The 19,713-nt window shown below is 68.8% G+C and carries 12 protein-coding genes; 10 read left to right on the top strand and 2 right to left on the bottom strand.

Annotation, left to right across the window (positions count from 1 at the left end):
• Nucleotides 1-41: 41 nt before the first annotated feature.
• From ABZZ20_RS10770 to galE, 7 genes are all read left to right on the top strand, one after another.
• A complete protein-coding gene (locus ABZZ20_RS10770; protein ID WP_356868952.1) occupies nucleotides 42-6,989 on the top strand; it encodes an RHS repeat-associated core domain-containing protein in 6,948 nt (2,315 codons plus the stop codon).
• 32 nt (nucleotides 6,990-7,021) lie between these two features.
• Nucleotides 7,022-7,498 (top strand): SUKH-3 domain-containing protein, encoded by a 477-nt coding sequence (locus tag ABZZ20_RS10765; RefSeq protein ID WP_356868950.1) that lies wholly within the window; start codon nucleotides 7,022-7,024, stop codon nucleotides 7,496-7,498.
• A gap of 214 nt (nucleotides 7,499-7,712) precedes the next feature.
• Nucleotides 7,713-8,033, top strand: a complete 321-nt coding sequence (rplU, locus tag ABZZ20_RS10760) for a 50S ribosomal protein L21 (protein WP_042812502.1) — start codon at nucleotides 7,713-7,715, stop codon at nucleotides 8,031-8,033.
• A gap of 13 nt (nucleotides 8,034-8,046) precedes the next feature.
• Nucleotides 8,047-8,301: a 50S ribosomal protein L27 gene (gene rpmA / locus ABZZ20_RS10755; protein ID WP_030027134.1), complete on the top strand. Its 255-nt coding sequence runs from the start codon at nucleotides 8,047-8,049 to the stop codon at nucleotides 8,299-8,301.
• Between the two features lie 162 nt (nucleotides 8,302-8,463).
• Nucleotides 8,464-9,909, top strand: a complete 1,446-nt coding sequence (gene obgE, locus ABZZ20_RS10750) for a GTPase ObgE (RefSeq protein WP_356868948.1) — start codon at nucleotides 8,464-8,466, stop codon at nucleotides 9,907-9,909.
• 77 nt (nucleotides 9,910-9,986) lie between these two features.
• Nucleotides 9,987-11,606, top strand: coding sequence for a glycosyltransferase family 2 protein (locus tag ABZZ20_RS10745; RefSeq protein WP_356868946.1), 1,620 nt, complete (start codon nucleotides 9,987-9,989; stop codon nucleotides 11,604-11,606).
• A gap of 81 nt (nucleotides 11,607-11,687) precedes the next feature.
• Nucleotides 11,688-12,689 carry a UDP-glucose 4-epimerase GalE gene (gene galE, locus ABZZ20_RS10740; protein ID WP_356868944.1) on the top strand — a complete coding sequence of 334 codons (1,002 nt, stop codon included), beginning with the start codon at nucleotides 11,688-11,690 and terminating at the stop codon, nucleotides 12,687-12,689.
• Nucleotides 12,690-12,785: 96 nt separating this feature from the next.
• Here galE and ABZZ20_RS10735 read toward each other — a convergent pair whose 3' ends face one another.
• Together ABZZ20_RS10735 and ABZZ20_RS10730 are read right to left on the bottom strand one after the other, a co-directional pair.
• Nucleotides 12,786-13,979, bottom strand: a complete 1,194-nt coding sequence (locus ABZZ20_RS10735) for a glycosyltransferase (RefSeq protein ID WP_356868942.1) — start codon at nucleotides 13,977-13,979, stop codon at nucleotides 12,786-12,788.
• On the bottom strand, nucleotides 13,976-16,855 hold the full coding sequence (locus ABZZ20_RS10730; protein WP_356868940.1) for a bifunctional glycosyltransferase family 2 protein/CDP-glycerol:glycerophosphate glycerophosphotransferase: 2,880 nt from the start codon (nucleotides 16,853-16,855) through the stop codon (nucleotides 13,976-13,978). The genes ABZZ20_RS10735 and ABZZ20_RS10730 overlap by 4 nt, the downstream gene beginning before the upstream one ends.
• 158 nt (nucleotides 16,856-17,013) lie before the next feature.
• On the opposite strand from ABZZ20_RS10730, the gene ABZZ20_RS10725 reads away from it, so the two are divergent.
• The 3 genes from ABZZ20_RS10725 (at nucleotide 17,014) to proB (ending at nucleotide 19,704) form a co-directional block, all read left to right on the top strand.
• Nucleotides 17,014-18,042 carry a glycosyltransferase family 2 protein gene (locus tag ABZZ20_RS10725; RefSeq protein ID WP_356868938.1) on the top strand — a complete coding sequence of 343 codons (1,029 nt, stop codon included), beginning with the start codon at nucleotides 17,014-17,016 and terminating at the stop codon, nucleotides 18,040-18,042.
• Nucleotides 18,043-18,045: 3 nt separating this feature from the next.
• A complete protein-coding gene (locus ABZZ20_RS10720; protein ID WP_356868936.1) occupies nucleotides 18,046-18,465 on the top strand; it encodes a GtrA family protein in 420 nt (139 codons plus the stop codon).
• Nucleotides 18,466-18,576: 111 nt separating this feature from the next.
• Nucleotides 18,577-19,704: a glutamate 5-kinase gene (gene proB, locus ABZZ20_RS10715; RefSeq protein ID WP_356868934.1), complete on the top strand. Its 1,128-nt coding sequence runs from the start codon at nucleotides 18,577-18,579 to the stop codon at nucleotides 19,702-19,704.
• The last annotated feature ends 9 nt before the right edge of the window (nucleotides 19,705-19,713 follow it).

Genomic DNA, 19,713 nt, shown 5'->3' with positions numbered 1-19,713 from the left:
TCATGCAGTACCTTCCCGCCCCCTTTCTGTGGAGTGCACTGATGTCTCTACGCGGCCGATTGCTGAATCGGCGCATATCCCGACGGACACTGGGTTCCGTCGTCATCGGCCTGAGCCTGGCGCTGTCCGCCTCGTCCGTCCACGCCCTGGAAGCCGCCCCCGGCGGCACCAAGCGGCCCGGGGTCCAGAAGTTCGGCGACCCCGTCAAGGGGACGAAGGCCAAGGTCAAGGGCCGCCCGGCGAACGCCACGGCCAAGGCGGCCGTCAAGAAGTTGGACAAGCCCGTGTGGCCCGGCACGGGCAGCGCCGAGCTGGCCGTCCCCGCGGCCGGGGGCGCCCCCGCGGCCCAGGTGAAGGTGGGCGGCCTGCCCGTCACCGTCACCACCCCGAAGGACACCGCGGGCAAGGCCCCGGCCGCTTCCTTCAAGTCCGCGGCAGTCTCCGGCAGCAAGCAGCCCGGCAAGGTCCAGGTGGACGTCGTCGCCCCCGAACGGGCCGCGAAGCTCGGCGCGGGCGCGCTGCTGCGCGTCCAGCGGGCCGACCAGGCTGCCGACGGCGCCCAGGTCCGGGTCAACGTCGACTACTCGGCCTTCGCCGACGGCTTCGGCGGCAGCTACGGCTCCCGTCTGCGGTTCGTCGAACTCCCGGCTTGCGCCGCCATTGCCCAGCCGGGCAGCGCAGCCTGCCCCGAACTCCCCAAGCCGCTGAAGACGGTCAACAACCCGAACACGAAGACGGTCTCCGCGGACGTCACGGCTCCGGCGCGCCTGGCGGGCATGTCCACGATGGCGGCCGGCGATTCCGCGAGCGGCACCATGGTCGCCCTCGCGGCCGGTGACTCCTCCTCGCAGGGGAACTACGCGGCGACCCCGCTGGCCCCCTCCGCGAAGTGGAGCGTGGCCAACTCCTCGGGCGGCTTCTCCTGGTCCTATCCGCTGCGCACCCCGCCCACCCCGGGTGGCCTGGTGCCGACGGTCGGCCTGGGCTACTCCTCGCAGTCCGCGGACGGCCGCACCTCCGACACCAACAACCAGGGCTCCTGGCTCGGCGAGGGCTTCTCGTACGAACCCGGCTACGTCGAGCGCCACTACAAGCCCTGCGCGAAGGACGGCCAGAGTGCCTCCGCCGAGCAGTGCTGGGCCTTCGACAACGCCACCGTGATGCTGAACGGCACCTCCACCGAGCTGATCAAGGGTGACGCCGACGGCAAGTGGCGGTTCGCCGCCGACGACGGTTCGAAGGTCGAGCAGCTCACGGGCGCCGTCAACGGTGACAACGACGGTGAGCACTGGAAGATCACCACGACCGACGGCACCGAGTACTACTTCGGCAGGAACCGGCTGCCCGGCTGGGCCACCGGCAACGAGGAGACCTCCTCGGTCTGGACCACCCCGGTCTTCGGCAACAACGCGGGCGAGCCCTGCTACAACGCCACCTTCGCCAACGCGTCGTGCCAGCAGGCCTGGCGGTGGAACCTCGACTACGTCAAGGACCGCCAGGGCAACGTCATGTCGTACTTCTACGGCAAGGAGACCAACTCCTACGCCCTGAACGGCAAGACCGACGTCAACGGTACCCCGTACACGGCGAGCGGCTACCTCAAGCGCGTCGACTACGGCCAGCGCGAGGCCACCGTGTACTCGGCCAAGGCTCCGGCCCGCGTGGTGTTCACCACGCAGGAGCGCTGCCTGCCCACCGACACCTTCAAGTGCCTCCCGACCGACTTCAAGAAGGAGAACGCCGCCTACTGGCCGGACGTTCCGATGGACCGGTACTGCGCGGCGAACACCAAGTGCACCGCCACCCAGGTCGCCGCGTCTTTCTGGACCCGCCAGCGTCTGACCGGCGTCACCACGCAGATCCGCAAGGACGCCACGACCTACGAGGACGTGGAAGCCTGGACGTTCACCCACCAGTTCACCGACAACGGTGACCAGTCGAAGACCCTCTGGCTTTCCAAGATCGACCACGAGGGCCGCAGGGGCGGCACCGCCAAGGTCCCCTCGGTCGAACTCATGGGCACGCAGCTGGCGAACCGGGTGGACGGCCTGAACGAGTCCATCGCCCCGTTCTACCGCTTCCGCCTCTCCACCGTGCTCAGCGAGACCGGCGCGCAGCTCGACGTCAACTACGCCCCGACCGAGTGCACGAAGGACGCCCTGCCCAAGCCGGGCGAGTCCACCAAGCGCTGCTACCCGGTCGTCTGGTCCCCGCCGGGCTTCCTCGACCCGATCACCGACTGGTTCCACAAGTACGTCGTCTCGCAGGTCATCGAGACCGACCGCACCGGCGGCGCGCCGGACCAGGTCACCCAGTACGAGTACCAAGGGCCGGCGGCCTGGCGTAAGGCCGAGCCGGACGGCCTGACCGATGACAAGTACCTCACCTGGGGCGGCTGGCAGGGCTACGGCAAGGTCAAGGTGACCACCGGCGGCCGCACAGCGCAGCCGACCCGGATCGACTACACGTACCTCCAGGGCATGGACGGGGACAAGGACTCCGCCGGAGGCACCCGCTCCGTCCAGGTCACGGACTCCGAGGGCGGCACGTACACCGACCACAAGGAGTTCAGCGGCCACGAGCTGGAGGCCGCCACCTACGACGGCGACAAGCTCGTCTCCAAGGTCATCAAGACCCCGATGCGGCACTACACCGCGACGGACACCAATCCCTGGGGCACCAGCCACGCCTCGCTCACCAAGACCGTCAAGACCCGCGGTTACACGGTGACGGAGGGCGGCGACGGCCGCCGCGAGGCCGAGTCGAACGCGACCTACGACCTGACGAACGGGACCGGTCGCATCCTGGAGTCGGAGGACCTGGGCGACCTGTCGACCACGGCCGACGACACCTGCACCCGCACGTCCTACGCGGACAACGCGGCGGCCAACATCCTCTCCGTGACCTCGCGCGTCGAGTCCGTCTCGGTGAAGTGCGCCACGATTCCCGACCGCAAGACTCAGGTGATCTCGGACGAGCGCACCTCGTACGACGGCCTGGCCTTCGGCGTCGCCCCCACCGCGGGCAACGCGACCAAGACCGAGAGGATGACGTCCCACGACGGGACGACCGCGACCTACCAGGTCACCGGTACGACGACGTACGACGCCTTCGGTCGCCCGTCCTCCCAGATCGACGCCGTGGGCGCGGAGACCAAGACGGCGTACACCGACGTCAATGGCCTCATCTCCCAGGTCAAGGTCACCAACGCCCTCGGCCACGTCAACACGAGGGACTTCGATCCCGCCTGGGGCCTGTCCACCGGCCAGACCGACCCGAACGGCAAGCGCGGCGACCTCGCGTTCGACCCGCTCGGCCGGCTGGTCTCCGTCTGGCTCCCGGACCGCTCGAAGAGCGCGGGCCAGACGCCGAGCGTCAAGTACAGCTACAACTACCGGCTCGACAAGCCGGTCTCCGTGAAAACGGAAAAGATCGAGATCGACGGCTCCTACGGAGCCGAGTACGCCCTGTACGACAGCCTGCTGCGTCCGCGCCAGAAGCAGACGGAAGGCCCGTCCGGCACCCGCATGGTGGCGGACACCTTCTACACTCCGACCGGCAAGATCGCCAAGGTCAACGCCACGTACAACGCGGCGGGCGCGGCCTCCGACGAGCTGCTGATCGTCCGCAACGGCGACGTCGGCGCGCAGACCCTCTACGAGTACGACGGCCTGGGCCGCACCACCGCCCAGATCTCCGCCGTGGCGGGCGGTGAGCAGTGGCGGACCACGGTCGTCCACGGCGGCGACCGCACCCATGTGGACCCGCCGGTCGGCGGAACGCCCACGACCACGCTGACCGACGCGCAGGGCCGGACCACCGAGGTGCGCCACTACAAGGGCGCCTCCCCGGTCCCGAACGGTCCGGCCACGGGCTACGACACCACCAAGTACACGTACACGCCGACGGGCAAGCTCAAGCAGCTGACCGACCCGGCGAACAACGTGTGGACCTACAAGTACGACCAGCTCGACCGGCAGATCGAGGCGGTGGACCCGGACTCGGGCAAGCGCACGACCACCTACGACGAGGCCGACCGGCCGACGTCCGTCACGGACGCCCGTGGCAAGACGACCTCGACGGTCTACGACAAGCTCGACCGCGTCCTGACGACGTGGGACGGCCCCGCGAACACCGGGACCAAGCTCACCGAGCAGCGGTACGACAAGGCCGGCTGGCTGGGCTATGTGTGGGCCTCGCTGCGCTACGTCAACGCGACCGAGTACTTCGCCTCGATCACCCAGGCGATGGACGAGTTCTACCAGCCACTGAAGACGGCCTACACGGTTCCCGCCTCGTCGGGGGCGGGCCTGGCAGGCACCTATGTCTTCGCCTCCGCCTACAACCGTGACGGCACCAAGCAGAGCGACTCGCTCCCGGCCGCGGGCGGCCTCGACGCCGAGACCCTCGCCTACACCTACGACGACATCCAGCGCCTGAAGACCATGACGGGTGCGACCCCGTACGTCACCGACGCCATCTGGTCCGGCCGCACTCTCCTGCAGCAGCTGGAGCTGAACAACGGCGGCAAGAAGGTCTGGCAGACCTTCCAGTACGAGACCGGTACCGACCGGCTCCTGAACGAGAAGGTGGACGTCTACGGCTCCACCACGGGTCCGGTGAAGGAGTCGAGCTACTCCTACGACCAGATCGGCAACGTCCGGTCCATCGCCGACACCGCCGGCAGCGGCACGCCCGACCTGCAGTGCTTCGCGTACGACTACCAGGCCCGCATGACGGAGTCCTGGACCCCGTCGACCACCAAGGCCGCAGCCGGCGCGTCCGGCACGGTCGGCAGCCAGGTACCGGTCTCGGGCTCGGGTCCGGCGGCGTGCAACACGGCTCCCGGCGCTTCTGCGCTGGGCGGCCCGGCACCGTACTGGAACTCGTACACCTTCGACTCGGTCGGCAACCGCCTCACCGAGACGGCGCACGACACCGGCCTGACCGCCTCGAAGGACGTCAAGCGCACCTTCACGTACAAGGCGGGCAGCCACCAGGTCCAGAAGGTCGTGGAGAACACCCCGATCGGCGACCGCCAGTACACCTACGGCTACGACGCGGCCGGCAACACGACCACCCGCACGATCGGAGGCAACACCCAGACCCTGGAGTACGACGCCCTGGGCAACCCGGTCAAGAACAGTCAGCCGGACGACGTCACCACGCCGGGTAAAAACGAGGCCTCGGAAACGACGTTCCTCTACGGTCCCGACGGCGGCAGGGTCCAGCGCAAGGACGCCACTGGCACCACGGTGTACCTGCCGGGCATGGAGCTGCGGCTGGACGCGGGGACGACCACGGCGAAGGCGACGCGTTACTACGCCTTCGCGGGTCAGAGCATCGCGATCCGCACCCCGGACAAGAAGCTGTCGTTCCTGGCCTCCGACCACCACGGCACGGCCGAGCTCTCGATCGACGCCGCCACCGGTGCGATCACCCAGCGGCGCATGGACCCGTACGGCAACAGCCGGGGGACTCCGCAGGGCACCTGGAAGGGCGAGAAGGGATTCGTCGGCGGCACGATCGACGCGTCCACGGGTCTCACCACGATCGGCGCGCGCGAGTACGACTCGTTCCTCGGGAAGTTCATCACCCCGGATCCGGTCGTCGACACGAAGGACGCCCAGCAGCTGAACGCGTACGCGTACGCGCACAACCGCCCGGTCTCGGCGAGCGACCCGACCGGCCTGTACGACCCGGATGAGCGGAACTTCTGCAGGAACAACGACGCCTGCAAGAACGGCAAGTACATCGTCCAGACGGACGACGACGACCCGCCCCCGGTCACTGACGCCGAGAACGATCTGCGCAACGCAGAGGGTGAGCACAACCGCACCAAGGCGAAGATCAAGAACGCCGTCAAACAGATCACCAAGATCCTCATGGACGAGCTTGGTGTGACCGCGGCCCTTGACTGCTTCTCCAGCGGCGACCTGGGTGCATGCGGTGAAACGGCTCTCAACATCGCGAGCAGCTTTGCCGGCGGCATCGCCGGCAAGGTCCTCAAGAAATACGGGTGGCCGACCCAGTGGGAGAAGGCCGCGTCGCTCGTCAAGAAGTTGGGCGGGCTTGCGGTCGACCTGGTGTCAGGAGTCAAGGCCTGGTTCAAGACCTCGGAAAAGGTCGAGAAGGCCAAGGGCGCACTGGCGGCAGTCAAGGCCCGCCTCAAGGGATCCGGCGGCAGTTGTCCCATCCGAAAGCACAGCTTCCTGCCCGGCACCGAAGTGCTGCTTGACGATGGATCGACGAAGAAGATCGAGGACGTCGAGGTCGGAGATCGGATCACCACGACGAACCCGTCGACCGGTGAGACCGTGACGCGTGAGGTCGTCGGCACGATCGTCACTCGTGACGACAAGGACTTCGTCGACCTGACGATGGACACCGAATCGGGCGAAGTGGCACTCGTCTCTACCGTCACGCACCCGTTCTGGGTCGAGTCAGAACAGCGTTTCATCGACGCTGGTGACCTAAAGCCCGGGATGCGCCTGCGCACCCCGGCGGGCAACACGGTCGAGCTGTCGGGAATGCGATTCTTCAACGAGTTGCGCCAGACCCACGACCTCACCATTGAAGGCGTACACGCCTACTATGTGCTGGCCGGGGCGACTCCGGTGCTGGTGCACAACTGCGGTGAGGCATCCCTCGATGCACAGGCTGATGCGGGAGAAATTCGGGGGAGCGACTTTGCCGCCGAATATGAATCCCGGAGTGGTCATGTCTATCGGTCGGACAACAAAGAATCTGTCACGGCTCCGGATTATATGGCGGACGTGTTCGATGAGCTGGACCATCCGATGAATGGTGGATGCGCGGAGACGCAGTGCCTGAGCAAGGCATATGCCAGAGAAGGCGAGGCGGGAGTCCGAGGTGGGAACATGACCGTGGTGCATGTGAGCGATCAACCCAAGGGTGACCACGGTACACCTGCCGCCCCGTGCAAGGCGTGCCGACGAGTGATGGACAGTTTGGGGGTAAGTTACTAGTGAGCGGTGGACCTGCGGATTTCATCCCCCGATTGAATCCGACAACGGTTTCCGCCCTGCGCCTGGCTGGCTGGTATCCCGAGCGGAGAATCGATGTTTCCTCCGATATTCAGGCTCTGGAGATGCAGGGATACACCCCGAGTCCTGCGGCAATCGCGTTCCTTGAATCATTTCGGGGCTTGAAGATCGGGCCGGCCCGCGAGGAGGGTCCCAACTTCATCAACGGTGAACCGTTCTTCGTTGACGCCGTGGGTGTCGGCGGCCGACACATCGACGAATCCTTGGCGATCGGGTCGGCCATCGGAGGCTCGTGGTTTCCCGTTGGGTGGTGGCTCAGTTACTCGCATGTCTTCATGCGGCAGGACGGTGCTCTGGCCGCTTACGCGAACGGCCTGATCTGGAGTATCGGAAGCACGCCTTGCGAGGGCTTGGACCTCATGGTGAGTGCAGATCGGCCGTTGGTATGCGTTCATGCGCCCGCGGGGAAAAGGCCGTGGCCCAAGCAGTAGGGCTAACGCGGCACTGGCCCTCCGGTCGTCTCGGGCCCCGGTTTGACCTCTCAAACCGGGGCCCGTAACCTGGGTCGCTGGCGTGTCTATGTGCACGCCATCCACTGAGCACCTCACCTCCCGTACCGCCTCGCGGTGCGGGGGAGGCCGGCCTGCGGTTGACGCGGGGCCGGCTGGCTTCAGGGGTTTCCGATCGAGCGAGAGAGAGATCCGCGTGTACGCCATCGTGCGCAGCGGTGGTCGCCAGCACAAGGTTGCTGTTGGTGACATCGTTGAGGTTGACAAGATTTCCACTGCCAAGGTTGGCGACACGGTCGAGCTCTCGACCCTGCTCGTTGTCGACGGCGACGCCGTGACCAGCGACCCGTGGGTGCTGGCCGGGATCAAGGTCCAGGCCGAGGTCGTGGACCACCACAAGGGCGCCAAGATCGACATCCTGCGCTACAAGAACAAGACCGGCTACCGCCGTCGCCAGGGTCACCGCCAGCAGTACACGGCGATCAAGGTCACCGGTATCCCCGCGGCTGCGAAGTAAGAGGGACTGAGACATGGCACACAAGAAGGGCGCATCGTCCACCCGGAACGGGCGCGACTCCAATGCCCAGCGGCTCGGCGTGAAGCGCTTCGGCGGTCAGGTCGTTTCCGCTGGTGAGATCCTCGTCCGCCAGCGTGGCACCCACTTCCACCCGGGTTCGGGTGTCGGTCGTGGTGGCGACGACACGCTGTTCGCGCTGCAGGCCGGTGCCGTGCAGTTCGGCACGCACCGTGGCCGCAAGGTCGTGAACATCGTTCCGGCCGCCTGATCTTCTTGATCTAAGGCGTTCGTAACTTTCCGAGGGCGGATCTCAGCTCTTCCCGGCACAGCCGGGAAGAGAGGTCCGCCCTCGGCGCGTTTGCACGTACACACGTTTAATGGGCAGCAAGGCCTGCCCGGGACATTCCCGTATGTATCTGGAGGAACAACCATGACCACCTTCGTGGACCGCGTCGAGCTGCATGTCGCCGCGGGTAACGGGGGCCACGGCTGCGCCTCCGTTCACCGGGAGAAGTTCAAGCCGCTCGGCGGCCCCGACGGCGGCAACGGCGGCCGTGGCGGCGACGTGATCCTGGTGGTGGAGCAGGCGATCACCACCCTGCTGGACTACCACCACAGCCCGCACCGCAAGGCCACCAACGGCAAGCCCGGCGAGGGCGGCAACCGCTCCGGCAAGGACGGTCAGGACCTGGTCCTGCCGGTCCCGGACGGCACCGTCGTCCTCGACAAGGAGGGCAACGTCCTCGCCGACCTCGTCGGCCAGGGCACCACCTACGTCGCCGCCGAGGGCGGTCGCGGCGGCCTCGGCAACGCCGCGCTGTCCTCCGCCCGCCGCAAGGCCCCCGGCTTCGCGCTCCTCGGCGTCCCCGGCACCGCCGGCGACATCGTCCTGGAGCTCAAGACCGTCGCCGACGTGGCCCTCGTGGGCTTCCCGTCCGCCGGCAAGTCCTCGCTGATCTCGGTGCTCTCCGCGGCCAAGCCGAAGATCGCGGACTACCCCTTCACCACCCTGGTCCCGAACCTGGGCGTCGTGACGGCCGGTTCCACGGTCTACACCATCGCCGACGTGCCCGGTCTGATCCCTGGCGCCAGCCAGGGCAAGGGCCTCGGCCTGGAGTTCCTGCGGCACGTCGAGCGCTGCTCGGTGCTCGTGCACGTCCTGGACACCGCCACCCTGGAGTCCGACCGCGACCCCGTCTCCGACCTCGACGTCATCGAGGAGGAGCTCAAGCAGTACGGCGGCGGTCTGGAGACCCGGCCGCGGCTCGTCGTGCTCAACAAGGTCGACATCCCCGATGGCCAGGACCTCGCCGACATGATCCGCCCCGACCTGGAGGCGCGCGGCTACAAGGTCTTCGAGGTCTCCGCGGTCGCCCGCACGGGCCTCAAGGAGCTGTCCTACTTCCTCGCCGAGGTCGTCGCCAAGGCGCGCGCCCGCAAGCCGAAGCAGGAGGCGACCCGCATCGTCATCCGCCCGAAGGCCGTGGACGACGCCGGCTTCACGGTCACGTACGACGAGGTCGAGGACGTCTACAACGTGCGCGGCGAGAAGCCGGAGCGCTGGGTCCGCCAGACCGACTTCAACAACGACGAGGCCGTGGGCTACCTGGCCGACCGGCTCAACCGGCTCGGTGTCGAGGACGCGCTGATGAAGGCCGGTGCCCGTGCGGGCGACGGCGTCGCCATCGGTTCCGACGAGAACGCGGTCGTCTTCGACTGGGAGCCGACCATGATGGCCGGAGCCGAGATGCTGGGCCGCCGCGGTGAGGACCACCGCATGGAGGCCCCGCGCCCGGCCACCCAGCGCCGCAAGGAGAAGGAAGCCCGCCGCGGGGACGTGGCGCAGCAGGAGTACGACGAATTCCGGCCCTTCTGATCTGCTCTTTTTGCCGGACATGTGCTGCGGACGGTGGTGTTGAGGTGATGTTTACACGGGTCGCCTAGGATCCACGGGTGAGCAGCACCCATCCTCCCAGCGTTTCCGTCGTGGTGATCGCGTACAACGACGCCGTGCTCGTGGGCGAGGCCGTAACTTCGGCTCTCGCCCAGGGCCCGGTGGTCGCCGAGGTGATCGCCGTCAACGACGCCTCGACCGACGGCACCGCGAGGGTGCTGGACGAGCTGGCCGCATCCCATCCCCGTTTGAAGGTCGTGCACCGCACGGAGAACAGCGGCGGATGCGGTACTCCGCGCAACGACGGGATCGCGCTGGCGACCTCGCGGTACGTCCTCTTCCTCGACAGCGACGACGTCCTGCCCCCGGGGGCGGCCGACGCCCTGGTGCGCGCCGCCGAGGAGCACCGTGCGCCGGTGACCGTGGGCGCGTGCGTACGCCGGGAGCTGCCGCAGTACCACGACGTGCCCTGGATGCCCGGGCTGTACACCGGGGGCGATGTCATCGAGCGGCCCGCGGACCGGCCCGAGCTGGTCCGCGACACGCTGTGCGTCAACAAGCTGTACGACCGGTCCTTCCTGGAGAAGCACGCGATCCGCTTCCCCGACGGCCGGTTCGTCTACGAGGACTTCGTCTTCACCGCGCGGGTACTGGCCGCCGCGCCCCGCATCGCCGTCGTCGACGACCTCGTCTACGTCTGGCACGTGCGCCGCAGCGCCGCCCAGGTGTCGATCTCCCTGGACCGCAAGGACGTCGGCAACTGGCGCTCCCGGATCGAGGCCCACCGTGCGGCGTCCCGGATCATCGCCGAGTCCTCCCCGGAGCTGGGCCGCGCCTGCCAGGTGAAGTTCCTGGAGTACGACCTGCGCATGTACCTGCGCGAGCTCGGCAAGGACCCGGAGTACCAGGCCGCCTGGTGGACGCTGACCCGTGACTACCTCGCCGGGTTCGAGCGAGCCACCGTCGAGGCGGCCGGGGCGCACGCCCGCTGGATCGTCCGGGTGCTGCTGGCCACTCCGGCACCGCCCGCCGACGTGGAGCGGCTCACCCGCTTCGCCGCCGAACCGCCGCGGCTGCTGCCCCCGTACGCGACGGGCCCGGACGGGCTGCCCGTCTGGAGCGAGGCCCTTCCCGTCGTCCTGGACCGGTTGGCCGAGCTGCCGATCGCCGAACTGCCCGTCAGCATCGACGCCGAACCGGTGGGCGCAGGCGGCCTCCGGATCCGGGTGCGCGACCTGTACGGGCGACTCGCCGCGGCCGGACCGCGCACCGCCGGGCTGCGGTTCGTACCGCGTTCGGGCGGGGAGCCCGTCCTCGACGGGCCGGTGGAGCTGCGACCCGCCGCGGACGGCGACGGCTGGACCGCCGAACTGCCCTTCCACCTCACCCCCGTGGCATCCGCCGGACGCCGCCGGGGCCGCCGGGGGATGCAGTCGTGGGGCGTCCAGGTGGGTGTGGAGTTCGCCGACGGGAGCTCCCTGGTCACCTCGCCGCGCCCCCTCGACGCCCTGCTCCGCCGTCGCGCGCTGCCCAGCAGCAGGTACGGTGTTCTGCTGGCGCAGCCGTTCCGCACGGGCGGGGGATCACTGGCCCTGCGGCTCGCGCCGGGCGCCGAGGGAGCGCTGAGCCTCGTACGCAGCCGTCTCCACCGGGCCCGGGCAGGCCGCGGGGCGCAGTGAAGACAGCCGGCGATCGTCAGGATCGCCTGAGATTTCGGACAGTCCCCCAGACTCCGTCCGGGGGGACCCAGGGAGATACGCATGACTTTTCTGATCACTGGTGGCGCCGGCTACATCGGCTCCCACGTCGTCCGCGCGATGCTGGCCGCAGGTGAGAAGGTCGTCGTCTTCGACGACCTCTCCACGGGCAACGAGGCCCGCGTCCCGGAGGGCGTCCCGCTGGTGATCGGCTCGGTCCTGGACCGGCTGACCCTGGACGAGGCCTTCGCCCGGTACGAGATCACCGGCGTGGTGCACCTGGCGGGCAAGAAGCAGGTCGGCGAGTCCGTCGAGAAGCCGCTGTACTACTACCACGAGAACGTCGAGGGCCTGCAGGTCCTGCTGGGTGCCGTGGCCGCCGCGGGCGTCCGCAACTTCCTCTTCTCCTCCTCCGCCTCCGTGTACGGCATGCCCGACGTGGACCTCGTCACCGAGGAGACCCCGTGCGCGCCGCTGAGCCCGTACGGCGAGACCAAGCTGGCCGGCGAGTGGCTGGTCCGCGCCGCCGGCAAGGCGCACGGCATCTCCACCGCTTGCCTGCGCTACTTCAACGTGGCGGGCGCGGCCACCCCGGAGCTCGCGGACACCGGGGTCTTCAACCTGGTCCCGATGGTCTTCGAGCGCTTCGACAAGGGTGAGGGCGCCCGCATCTTCGGCGACGACTACCCGACGCCGGACGGTACCTGCATCCGCGACTACATCCACGTCGAGGACCTCGCCGAAGCCCACGTGGTGGCCGCCCGCAAGCTCGTCGAGTGGGGCGCCACGGGGGACTACAAGGACCTGACCGTCAACATCGGCCGCGGTGAGGGCGTCTCCGTACGGGAGATGGCGCAGCTGTTGAACGAGGGCACCGGTCACACCCACGAGCCCGTCGTCGTCCCGCGGCGCCCCGGTGACCCGGCGAAGGTGGTGGCCTCGGCCGACAAGATCGCCGCGGAGCTGGGCTGGAAGGCCAAGCACGACGTCCGCGAGATGATCACCTCGGCCTGGGCGGGCTGGGAGGCGAACCGCAAGGGCGCGCCGCAGCACGCCGAGCGCTGAGTCCGTACGCGTGAAGAAGCCGCCGCCCCCGGGACGTCCCGGGGGCGGCGGCTTCTTCACGCGCAGCGGCGGAGCGCAGCGGCGGAGCGGCGGTGCTCAGCGCTCCAGGAAACTGAACAACTCTTCCCAACGATCGGTGATCTCGGTGCTGGAGTAACGCTGCACGTTGCGGAAGGCGTTGTCGCCGAGCCGGTCGCGCAGTTCACGGTTTGACATCAGGGTGTCGAGGTGCCCGGCCAGCTCCATCGTGTTGCCCAGCCGGGCCAGCAGCCCGTCCTCGCCGTGCTTCACGATCTCCCGCACGCCCGGCGCGCAGTCGAACGCGGCTGCCGGCACGCCCGCGGCCATCGCCTCCAGCAGGGTGATCGGGAAGCCCTCGGCCCGTGAGGCCTGGGCGAACACCGAGGCACCGCGCAGGGCGCCCAGCACATCGTCCGTGCTGCCCATCCACTCCACGGAATCGTCCAGTCCGAGCGCCCGGGCGTGCGCCCGCAGCGCCGGCTCCTCCACGCCCGCACCGTAGATCCGCAGAACCCAGTCGGGGTGGTGCGGGGCGGCGTCCGCCCACGCGTCGAGCAGCAGGTCCACGCCCTTCTCGAAGGCGAGGCGGCCGACGCTGGCGACGACCTTCTCCGTGCGCGGGGCGGGGGAATCCGGCATGAACGGCAGCGGGTTCGGCATGCTGTCCACGTTCTCCATGCCGGCCCGGATCCACAGGTCCGCGTCCTCGGGGGTCAGCACCAGCAGCCGGTCCACCTCGGGGTAGTGGCGGCGGACCCGCTCGCCGCGGGTGGACTTCTGGCTGGCCTCGAACGACTCGTGGCTCATGCTGATGACGGTCAAGCCCTTGGTGTCGGCGAGCGCCACCCACTCCATCGCCCAGACCTGCGTGACGATCACGACGGCCCCGGGGCGGGCGGCGCGCAGCAGCGCGTTCAACTCCTCCGCCTTGGCCCGCATCTTCGCCCGCCGGGCCGCCTGGCGGCGTCGCTCGGGAGCGTTGAGCCGGCCCTTGACCCCGCGCAGGCGACGGGCCTTGGGCGGGTGGGCCTCGTACAGGGTGGTCGTCTCGTACGGCAGGTCCTGCGGCAGCTTCTGCCGGATCTCCTCGGCGACCGGGGCGATGCCCACGATGTGCACCCGGTGGCCGCGGTCGGTGAACAACCGGGCCATCTGGTGCGACCAGGTGGTCACGCCGCCGAGCTCGTCGACGCTGTTGGAGACGATGAAGATGTCACGGCCGCCAGGCTGCTCGGTGCCCGCTGCGGATCCGGCGGTCTGCTGGCTCACTTGCCGCTCCTGGTGAAGAACTTCTCGACGATCTGGCGGGCCGCGTCCCCGCGGTCGTACTCGCCGAACTCGGTGAGGAAACGCTGGCGCGCCTCCGCGTACTTGGCGTCCGCCTCGTCGAAGGCGGCGATGGCCTGGAGGAGTTCGTCGGCGGTGGCGACCACCGGGCCGGGAGCCTTCTCCTTCAGGTCGAAGTACGTGCCGCGGATGTCGGTCGCGTACTTCTCGTAGTCGTACGCGAAGAACAGCATCGGCCGGTCCAGGACCGAGTAGTCGAACATCACGGACGAGTAGTCGGTGATCAGCCCGTCGGCGAGCGCCAGCAGCGGGGTGACGTCGTGGTGCCGGGACACGTCGATGACCCGGCCCGCGACCGATGGCGGCAGCGAGACGCTGTTGAGGTAGTGGGTGCGCACCAGCAGCGTGAACCGGTCGCCGAGCCGCTCGGCGAACTCCTCCACGTCGAAGGGGAACTCGAAGCCCTCCACCGCGCCGTCCGCGTTCGCCCGGAACGTCGGCGCATACAGCAGCACCTTCTTGTCCGGGTCGATGCCGAGCTCGGTGGCGAGCGGTCCGCGCACCCGCTCCCCGCTCTGGGCCTCGGCACGGTGCGCTTCGACCAGGGCGTCGTTGCGCGGGTAGCCCGTGCGCAGCAGCACCTCGTCCCGCAGCCGGAAGCCCTTGGCGAGGGTGCGGGCGTCGTGCTCGGAGCGGATCAGGAAGTGGTCGAAGCGGTTGACGGCCGCCTGGAAGCGGTCCTGGCCGGCCTTGCCCTGCGCCTTGGTGCGGGGCTCGTGGAAGCCCATCCGCTTGAGCGCCGAGCCGTGCCAGGTCTGGATGTACGTGGTCCCCGGGCGCTTGGTCAACGCCAGCGGGAAGCCCTGGTTGTCGACCCAGAACTCGGCCTGCGCCAGTGCGCGCAGGTACGCCCAGCTCCAGCGCCGCACCAGGGTGGCTTCCTTGGGGAAGCCGGTGGGCTTACCGCCCGCGTACGACCAGATCGCCTCGAAGGGGACGCCCTGGCGGACCATCTCCTCGTAGATCGCCTTCGGGCTGTCGCTGTACTGCTTGCCCATGTGGCTCTCGAAGACGACCGTGCCCTTCTTGACCGGCAGCTTCGAGAAGACCTCGTGGTAGACCTTCACCTTCTGCTCACCCGAGCCGAGGTTGCGGCGGGCCCGCAGGGCCTTGCGCAGCCCCCGCTTGACCACGCCGGCGGCCTTGCCGTGCATCGCGTTGCTGATCAGCGTCTGGGTGCGGACGGCGGCTGCGCCCTCGGCGGTCAGGACGTAGGAGAGGTTGCCCTTCTTGGTCACCTCCGGCTCGAAGCGGTCGGAGACCAGCCGGGTCAGCCGCGGGCGCACGCGCAGGCGGGCCGCCGACTCCAGGTCGACGCCACCGACGGAGACGCGGGTGGTGATGCGGTCAGCGCCGGCCGTCAGCTTCAGGCGGACGTCCCAGACGGCGTCGATGATGCCGAGCGGTCGGACGGTGCTGCCGATGTCGGCCGTGGCGGTCCACTCGATCGTGTCACCGGCGTGGCGCACGGTTGTCGCCGGGAAGCTGAAGGACCGCACGCCGATCTGCCGGCGGGCCCGGAACTCCAGGGCCGCACTCAGTTCCGTTTCCGGGCTGATCCGGCCCAGCGGGTTCACGACGGCGCCCGAGAGGGTGACGGTGCCGCGCCCGTCGTCCGCGTACGAGGTCAGCCGGTTGCCCAGCGTGAGCGAGGTGAGCGGGGCGGTGTGGAAGCCCTGCTCGGTGACGTCCAGTATCCGGCGGGCCTCGACGTCGGCCGGATCGTCGATGTGCTCCGCGCACCAGTAGACGCGGCCGTCGCGCTCGGCGAGGGGTGAGGACAGTCGGCCCTTGTTGGTCATGGCGTCGGCGGCCGGGAGCAGGTTGTCCCAGTCCTCCTTGCCCAGCAGGTAGGCACAGATCGCCTGGAGGTAGGTGACGTTCTCGTACGCCGCCGGGTCGATGCCGGCCAGGTAGCCGTTGGCGAGCCGGGCGAACTCCTGGCGGTACGCGTCGCTCAGCAGGGGCAGGTCGCGCAGGTGCAGCACCAGGTCGTGCTTGAGGAACTTGGCGTCCTTCGCGGACTTGATGTCCGTGTGGCCCTTGGCGGCGAGCAGCTCGTCGACGCGGCGGTGGATCTCCATCCGGTGGACGAAGTTCGCGATCTCGTGGCGCCGGTTGCTGATCGACTTCGATGCCGCCTTCTCGACCACGTTCCAGTAGTAGACGTGGTTCGGGATCAGCGTGATGCGGCGGGCGGCGACGTACGCCTGCGCCGAGAACAGCAGGTCCTCGTAGTGGATGCCGACCGGGAACTCAAGGCCCTGCTCCAACAGGAACGCGCGCCGGTAGCACTTGTTCGTGGAGAGGGTGTCGTAGACCAGCAGGTCGGGGTCTTCGGTGATCGACTCCAGCGTGCGGGTGCGGGAGTAGATCCAGGGGTACCACTCGGTGGTCTTGCCCCACCGGTTGTCCAGGTGCACGCGGACGCACATGCCCGAGACCAGGTCGGAGCCCGTCCGTTCGGCGGCGGCCAGCATGTTCCGGCAGGCGTTTCGTTCCAGCACGTCGTCGCTGTCCAGGAACATGACGTACGTCCCGGTCGCCTGCTGGATACCGTGGTTGCGGGGCGCACCGCAGCCGCCGCTGTTCTCCGGCAGCTGGAATGCGCGCACCCTCCCCGGGTGGGCGGCTTCGAGCTCCTGCGCGACCGAGTACGACCGGTCCTTGCTGCAGTCGTCGACGATCACGACTTCGACCCCGTGCAGGGTCTGGTCCAAAACCGACTGGACGGCTGTCGGCAGACGCTCTGCGTCGTTGTAGACGATGACGACCACGGAGACGTCAGGCACGTGCACCTCGATCCCTTCGTTCCATTCCGCTTAACCCGTCAAAGCTACCGTGTGCCGCGCTCGACTCCGGCAGGCCGACCCCCGGCGTGCATACTTCTAAGGAAGAGGTGTGTGGCGGGTCCGGTCGCCGACAATCACCCGTTCGGACCCAGCAGGAAGTGTTCATGACGAAGCTGTCCGTAGTAGTTCCCTGCTACAACGAAGAAGCCGTGATCGACAGTTTCGACGTGGAGATCCGCAGGGTTCTGGACGCCCTGCCCGTCGAGTACGAGGTCTGCTACGTCGACGACGGCAGCCGCGACAGCACCCTCGCCAAGCTCCGCAAGATCGCCGCCGAGCACCGGGACCGTACCCGGTACGTCTCCTTCAGTCGGAACTTCGGCAAGGAGGCCGGCATGCTCGCCGGCCTGCGGGAGGCCACCGGCGATGCCGTCGTGATCATGGACGCCGATCTCCAGCACCCGCCGGAGCTCATCGCCACCATGCTCGACTACTACCGGCAGGGCCACGACCAGATCATCGCCCGCCGCACCCGCGAGGGCGACAAGAAGGTCCGCTCCGTGCTCAGCCGCCTCTACTACCGGGGCGTCAACCGCTGGGTCGACGTGGAACTCACCGACGGCGTGGGTGACTTCCGCATGTTGTCCCGGCCCGCCGTGGACGCGCTGCTGTCGCTGCCGGAGTACAACCGCTTCTCCAAGGGTCTCTTCTCCTGGATCGGCTTCGACACCGTCCACTTCGACTACCGCAACGCGCAGCGCGAGGCCGGCGAGACGAAGTGGAAGTTCGGCTCGCTGGTGAACTACGCCATGGACGGGCTCATCTCCTTCAACAACCGGCCGCTGCGCATCGGCATCTGGGCGGGCGTGTCGCTGGTGGCGCTGACCGGCCTGTACGCCCTCTACATCGCGATCATGGCGATGACCCACGGGGTCGACGCGCCGGGCTACGTCACCCTCGTGGCGATCATCGTCGGCATCGGCGGCGTTCAGATGATCATGCTGGGTCTGATCGGCGAGTACATCGGGCGGATCTACTACGAGACCAAGCGCCGCCCCCACTTCCTCGTCAAGGAAGCGCACGGCTCCGACCCCCAGGCGCTGCCGGCCGCGGACCCCGACCGGAGCGAACGAGAACGCGGCGGTCTCTCGGCCGCGAAGTCGACCGTCTCCGCCGAGCGCGACGGGCGCTGAGCGATGAGGGAACAGCTGGGCCAGATCTTCCGCTTCGGCCTCGTCGGGGCCGTTAACACCGGCACCTTCTTCGGCATCTACCTGCTCCTGCACCCGTGGATGCCGTACTTCCTCGCCTACACCCTCGCCTTCCTGCTGGCGATGGTCGGCTCGTTCTTCATGAACACCTATTTCACCTACCGCACTCGGCCGACGTGGAAGAAGTTCCTCCTCTTCCCGCTCACCAACGTCACCAACTACGTCATCCAGTCCGCAGGGCTCTACGCGCTGGTCACCTGGGCCGGCATGGACACCCGGATCGCACCGCTGGTCGCCGCCGTGGTGGCCATCCCGTTCACCTACCTGCTGTCGCGCAAGATCCTCGTTCCGCGCGGCGCCCCGGTGGGGGAGCCCGAACCGGTGCGCAGCACATCCGGCGGCTGAGCCCGTCCACAGTCCGAAACCCTTGCGCGCCCGCTCCGGGCCACCCCGTAGATTGAAGTGGCAAGCGAAGGAACACGCCGGGACCTCCCGGCAAGGGGCAAGGGGACAGACGTGTCAGCGGCTAGGCAAGGTGTCGTGGACGCCCGCAGGATCGTGGTCAAGGTCGGCTCCTCCTCCCTGACCACCGCTGCCGGCGGACTCGACGCCGACCGGGTGGACGCGCTGGTCGACGTACTGGCCAAGGCCCGCAGCGGCGGCGAGAAGGAGATCGTCCTCGTCTCCAGCGGTGCCATCGCCGCCGGACTCTCCCCCCTCGGCCTGCGTCGGCGCCCCAAGGACCTGGCCCGCCAGCAGGCCGCCGCCAGCGTCGGACAGGGGCTGCTCGTCGCCCGGTACACCGCCTCCTTCGCCCGGTACGGGGTCCGTGTCGGTCAGGTGCTGCTGACCAGCGACGACACCAGCCGGCGCGCCCACTACCGCAACGCGTACCGGACGCTGGACCAGCTCCTGGCCATGGGAGCCCTGCCCGTCGTCAACGAGAACGACACGGTTGCCACGGACGAGATCCGATTCGGTGACAACGACCGGCTCGCGGCCCTGGTCGCCCACCTGGTCCGCGCCGACCTGCTCGTCCTGCTGTCCGACGTCGACGGCCTCTACGACGGCGACCCCTCGCTACCCGGCACCACCCGTATCGGCGAGGTGCGCGGCCCCGAAGACATCGCGCACGTCTCGATCGGCAGCGCCGGCAAGGCCGGCGTGGGCACCGGCGGCATGGTCACCAAGGTCGAGGCGGCGCGGATCGCGGCGGCGGCCGGCATCCCGGTGGTCCTGACCTCGGCCAGCCAGGCCGCGGACGCCCTGGCCGGACGCGGTACGGGCACGCTGTTCCACTCGACGGGCCGCCGCTCCGCGGACCGCCTGCTCTGGCTCCAGCACGCCTCGACCCCGCAGGGCCACCTGGTCCTGGACGAAGGCGCCGTGCGCGCGGTGACCGAACGCGGAAGCTCGCTGCTGCCCGCCGGGATCGCCGCGGTCGAGGGCGAGTTCGTGGCGGGCGACCCGGTGGAACTGCGCGCTCTCGACGGTCGCGCCGTCGCCCGCGGCCTGGTCAACTTCGACGCCAAGGAGCTCCCGCAGCTCCTCGGCCGCTCCACCAGGGAGCTGGCGAAGGAACTCGGTCCCGAGTACGAACGCGAGGTCGTACACCGCGACGACCTCGTCCTGCTCCAGGGCTGAGGTTCGGTA

It is taken from the genome of Streptomyces sp. NPDC006430, assembly GCF_040612395.1.
Classification (GTDB): Bacteria; Actinomycetota; Actinomycetes; order Streptomycetales; family Streptomycetaceae; genus Streptomyces.
Note: the sequence above shows the minus strand (reverse complement) of the source record. Positions and strands in the feature narration are given on the sequence as shown.

Bases quoted from the DNA above. Each gene is read 5' to 3' on its own strand.
- ABZZ20_RS10725 (WP_356868938.1), top strand. From the start codon at position 17,014: ATGACGAAGCTGTCCGTAGTAGTTCCCTGCTACAACGAAGAAGCCGTG.
- rpmA (WP_030027134.1), top strand. From the start codon at position 8,047: ATGGCACACAAGAAGGGCGCATCGTCCACCCGGAACGGGCGCGACTCC.
- obgE (WP_356868948.1), top strand. From the start codon at position 8,464: ATGACCACCTTCGTGGACCGCGTCGAGCTGCATGTCGCCGCGGGTAAC.
- ABZZ20_RS10770 (WP_356868952.1), top strand. From the start codon at position 42: ATGTCTCTACGCGGCCGATTGCTGAATCGGCGCATATCCCGACGGACA.
- galE (WP_356868944.1), top strand. From the start codon at position 11,688: ATGACTTTTCTGATCACTGGTGGCGCCGGCTACATCGGCTCCCACGTC.
- ABZZ20_RS10720 (WP_356868936.1), top strand. From the start codon at position 18,046: ATGAGGGAACAGCTGGGCCAGATCTTCCGCTTCGGCCTCGTCGGGGCC.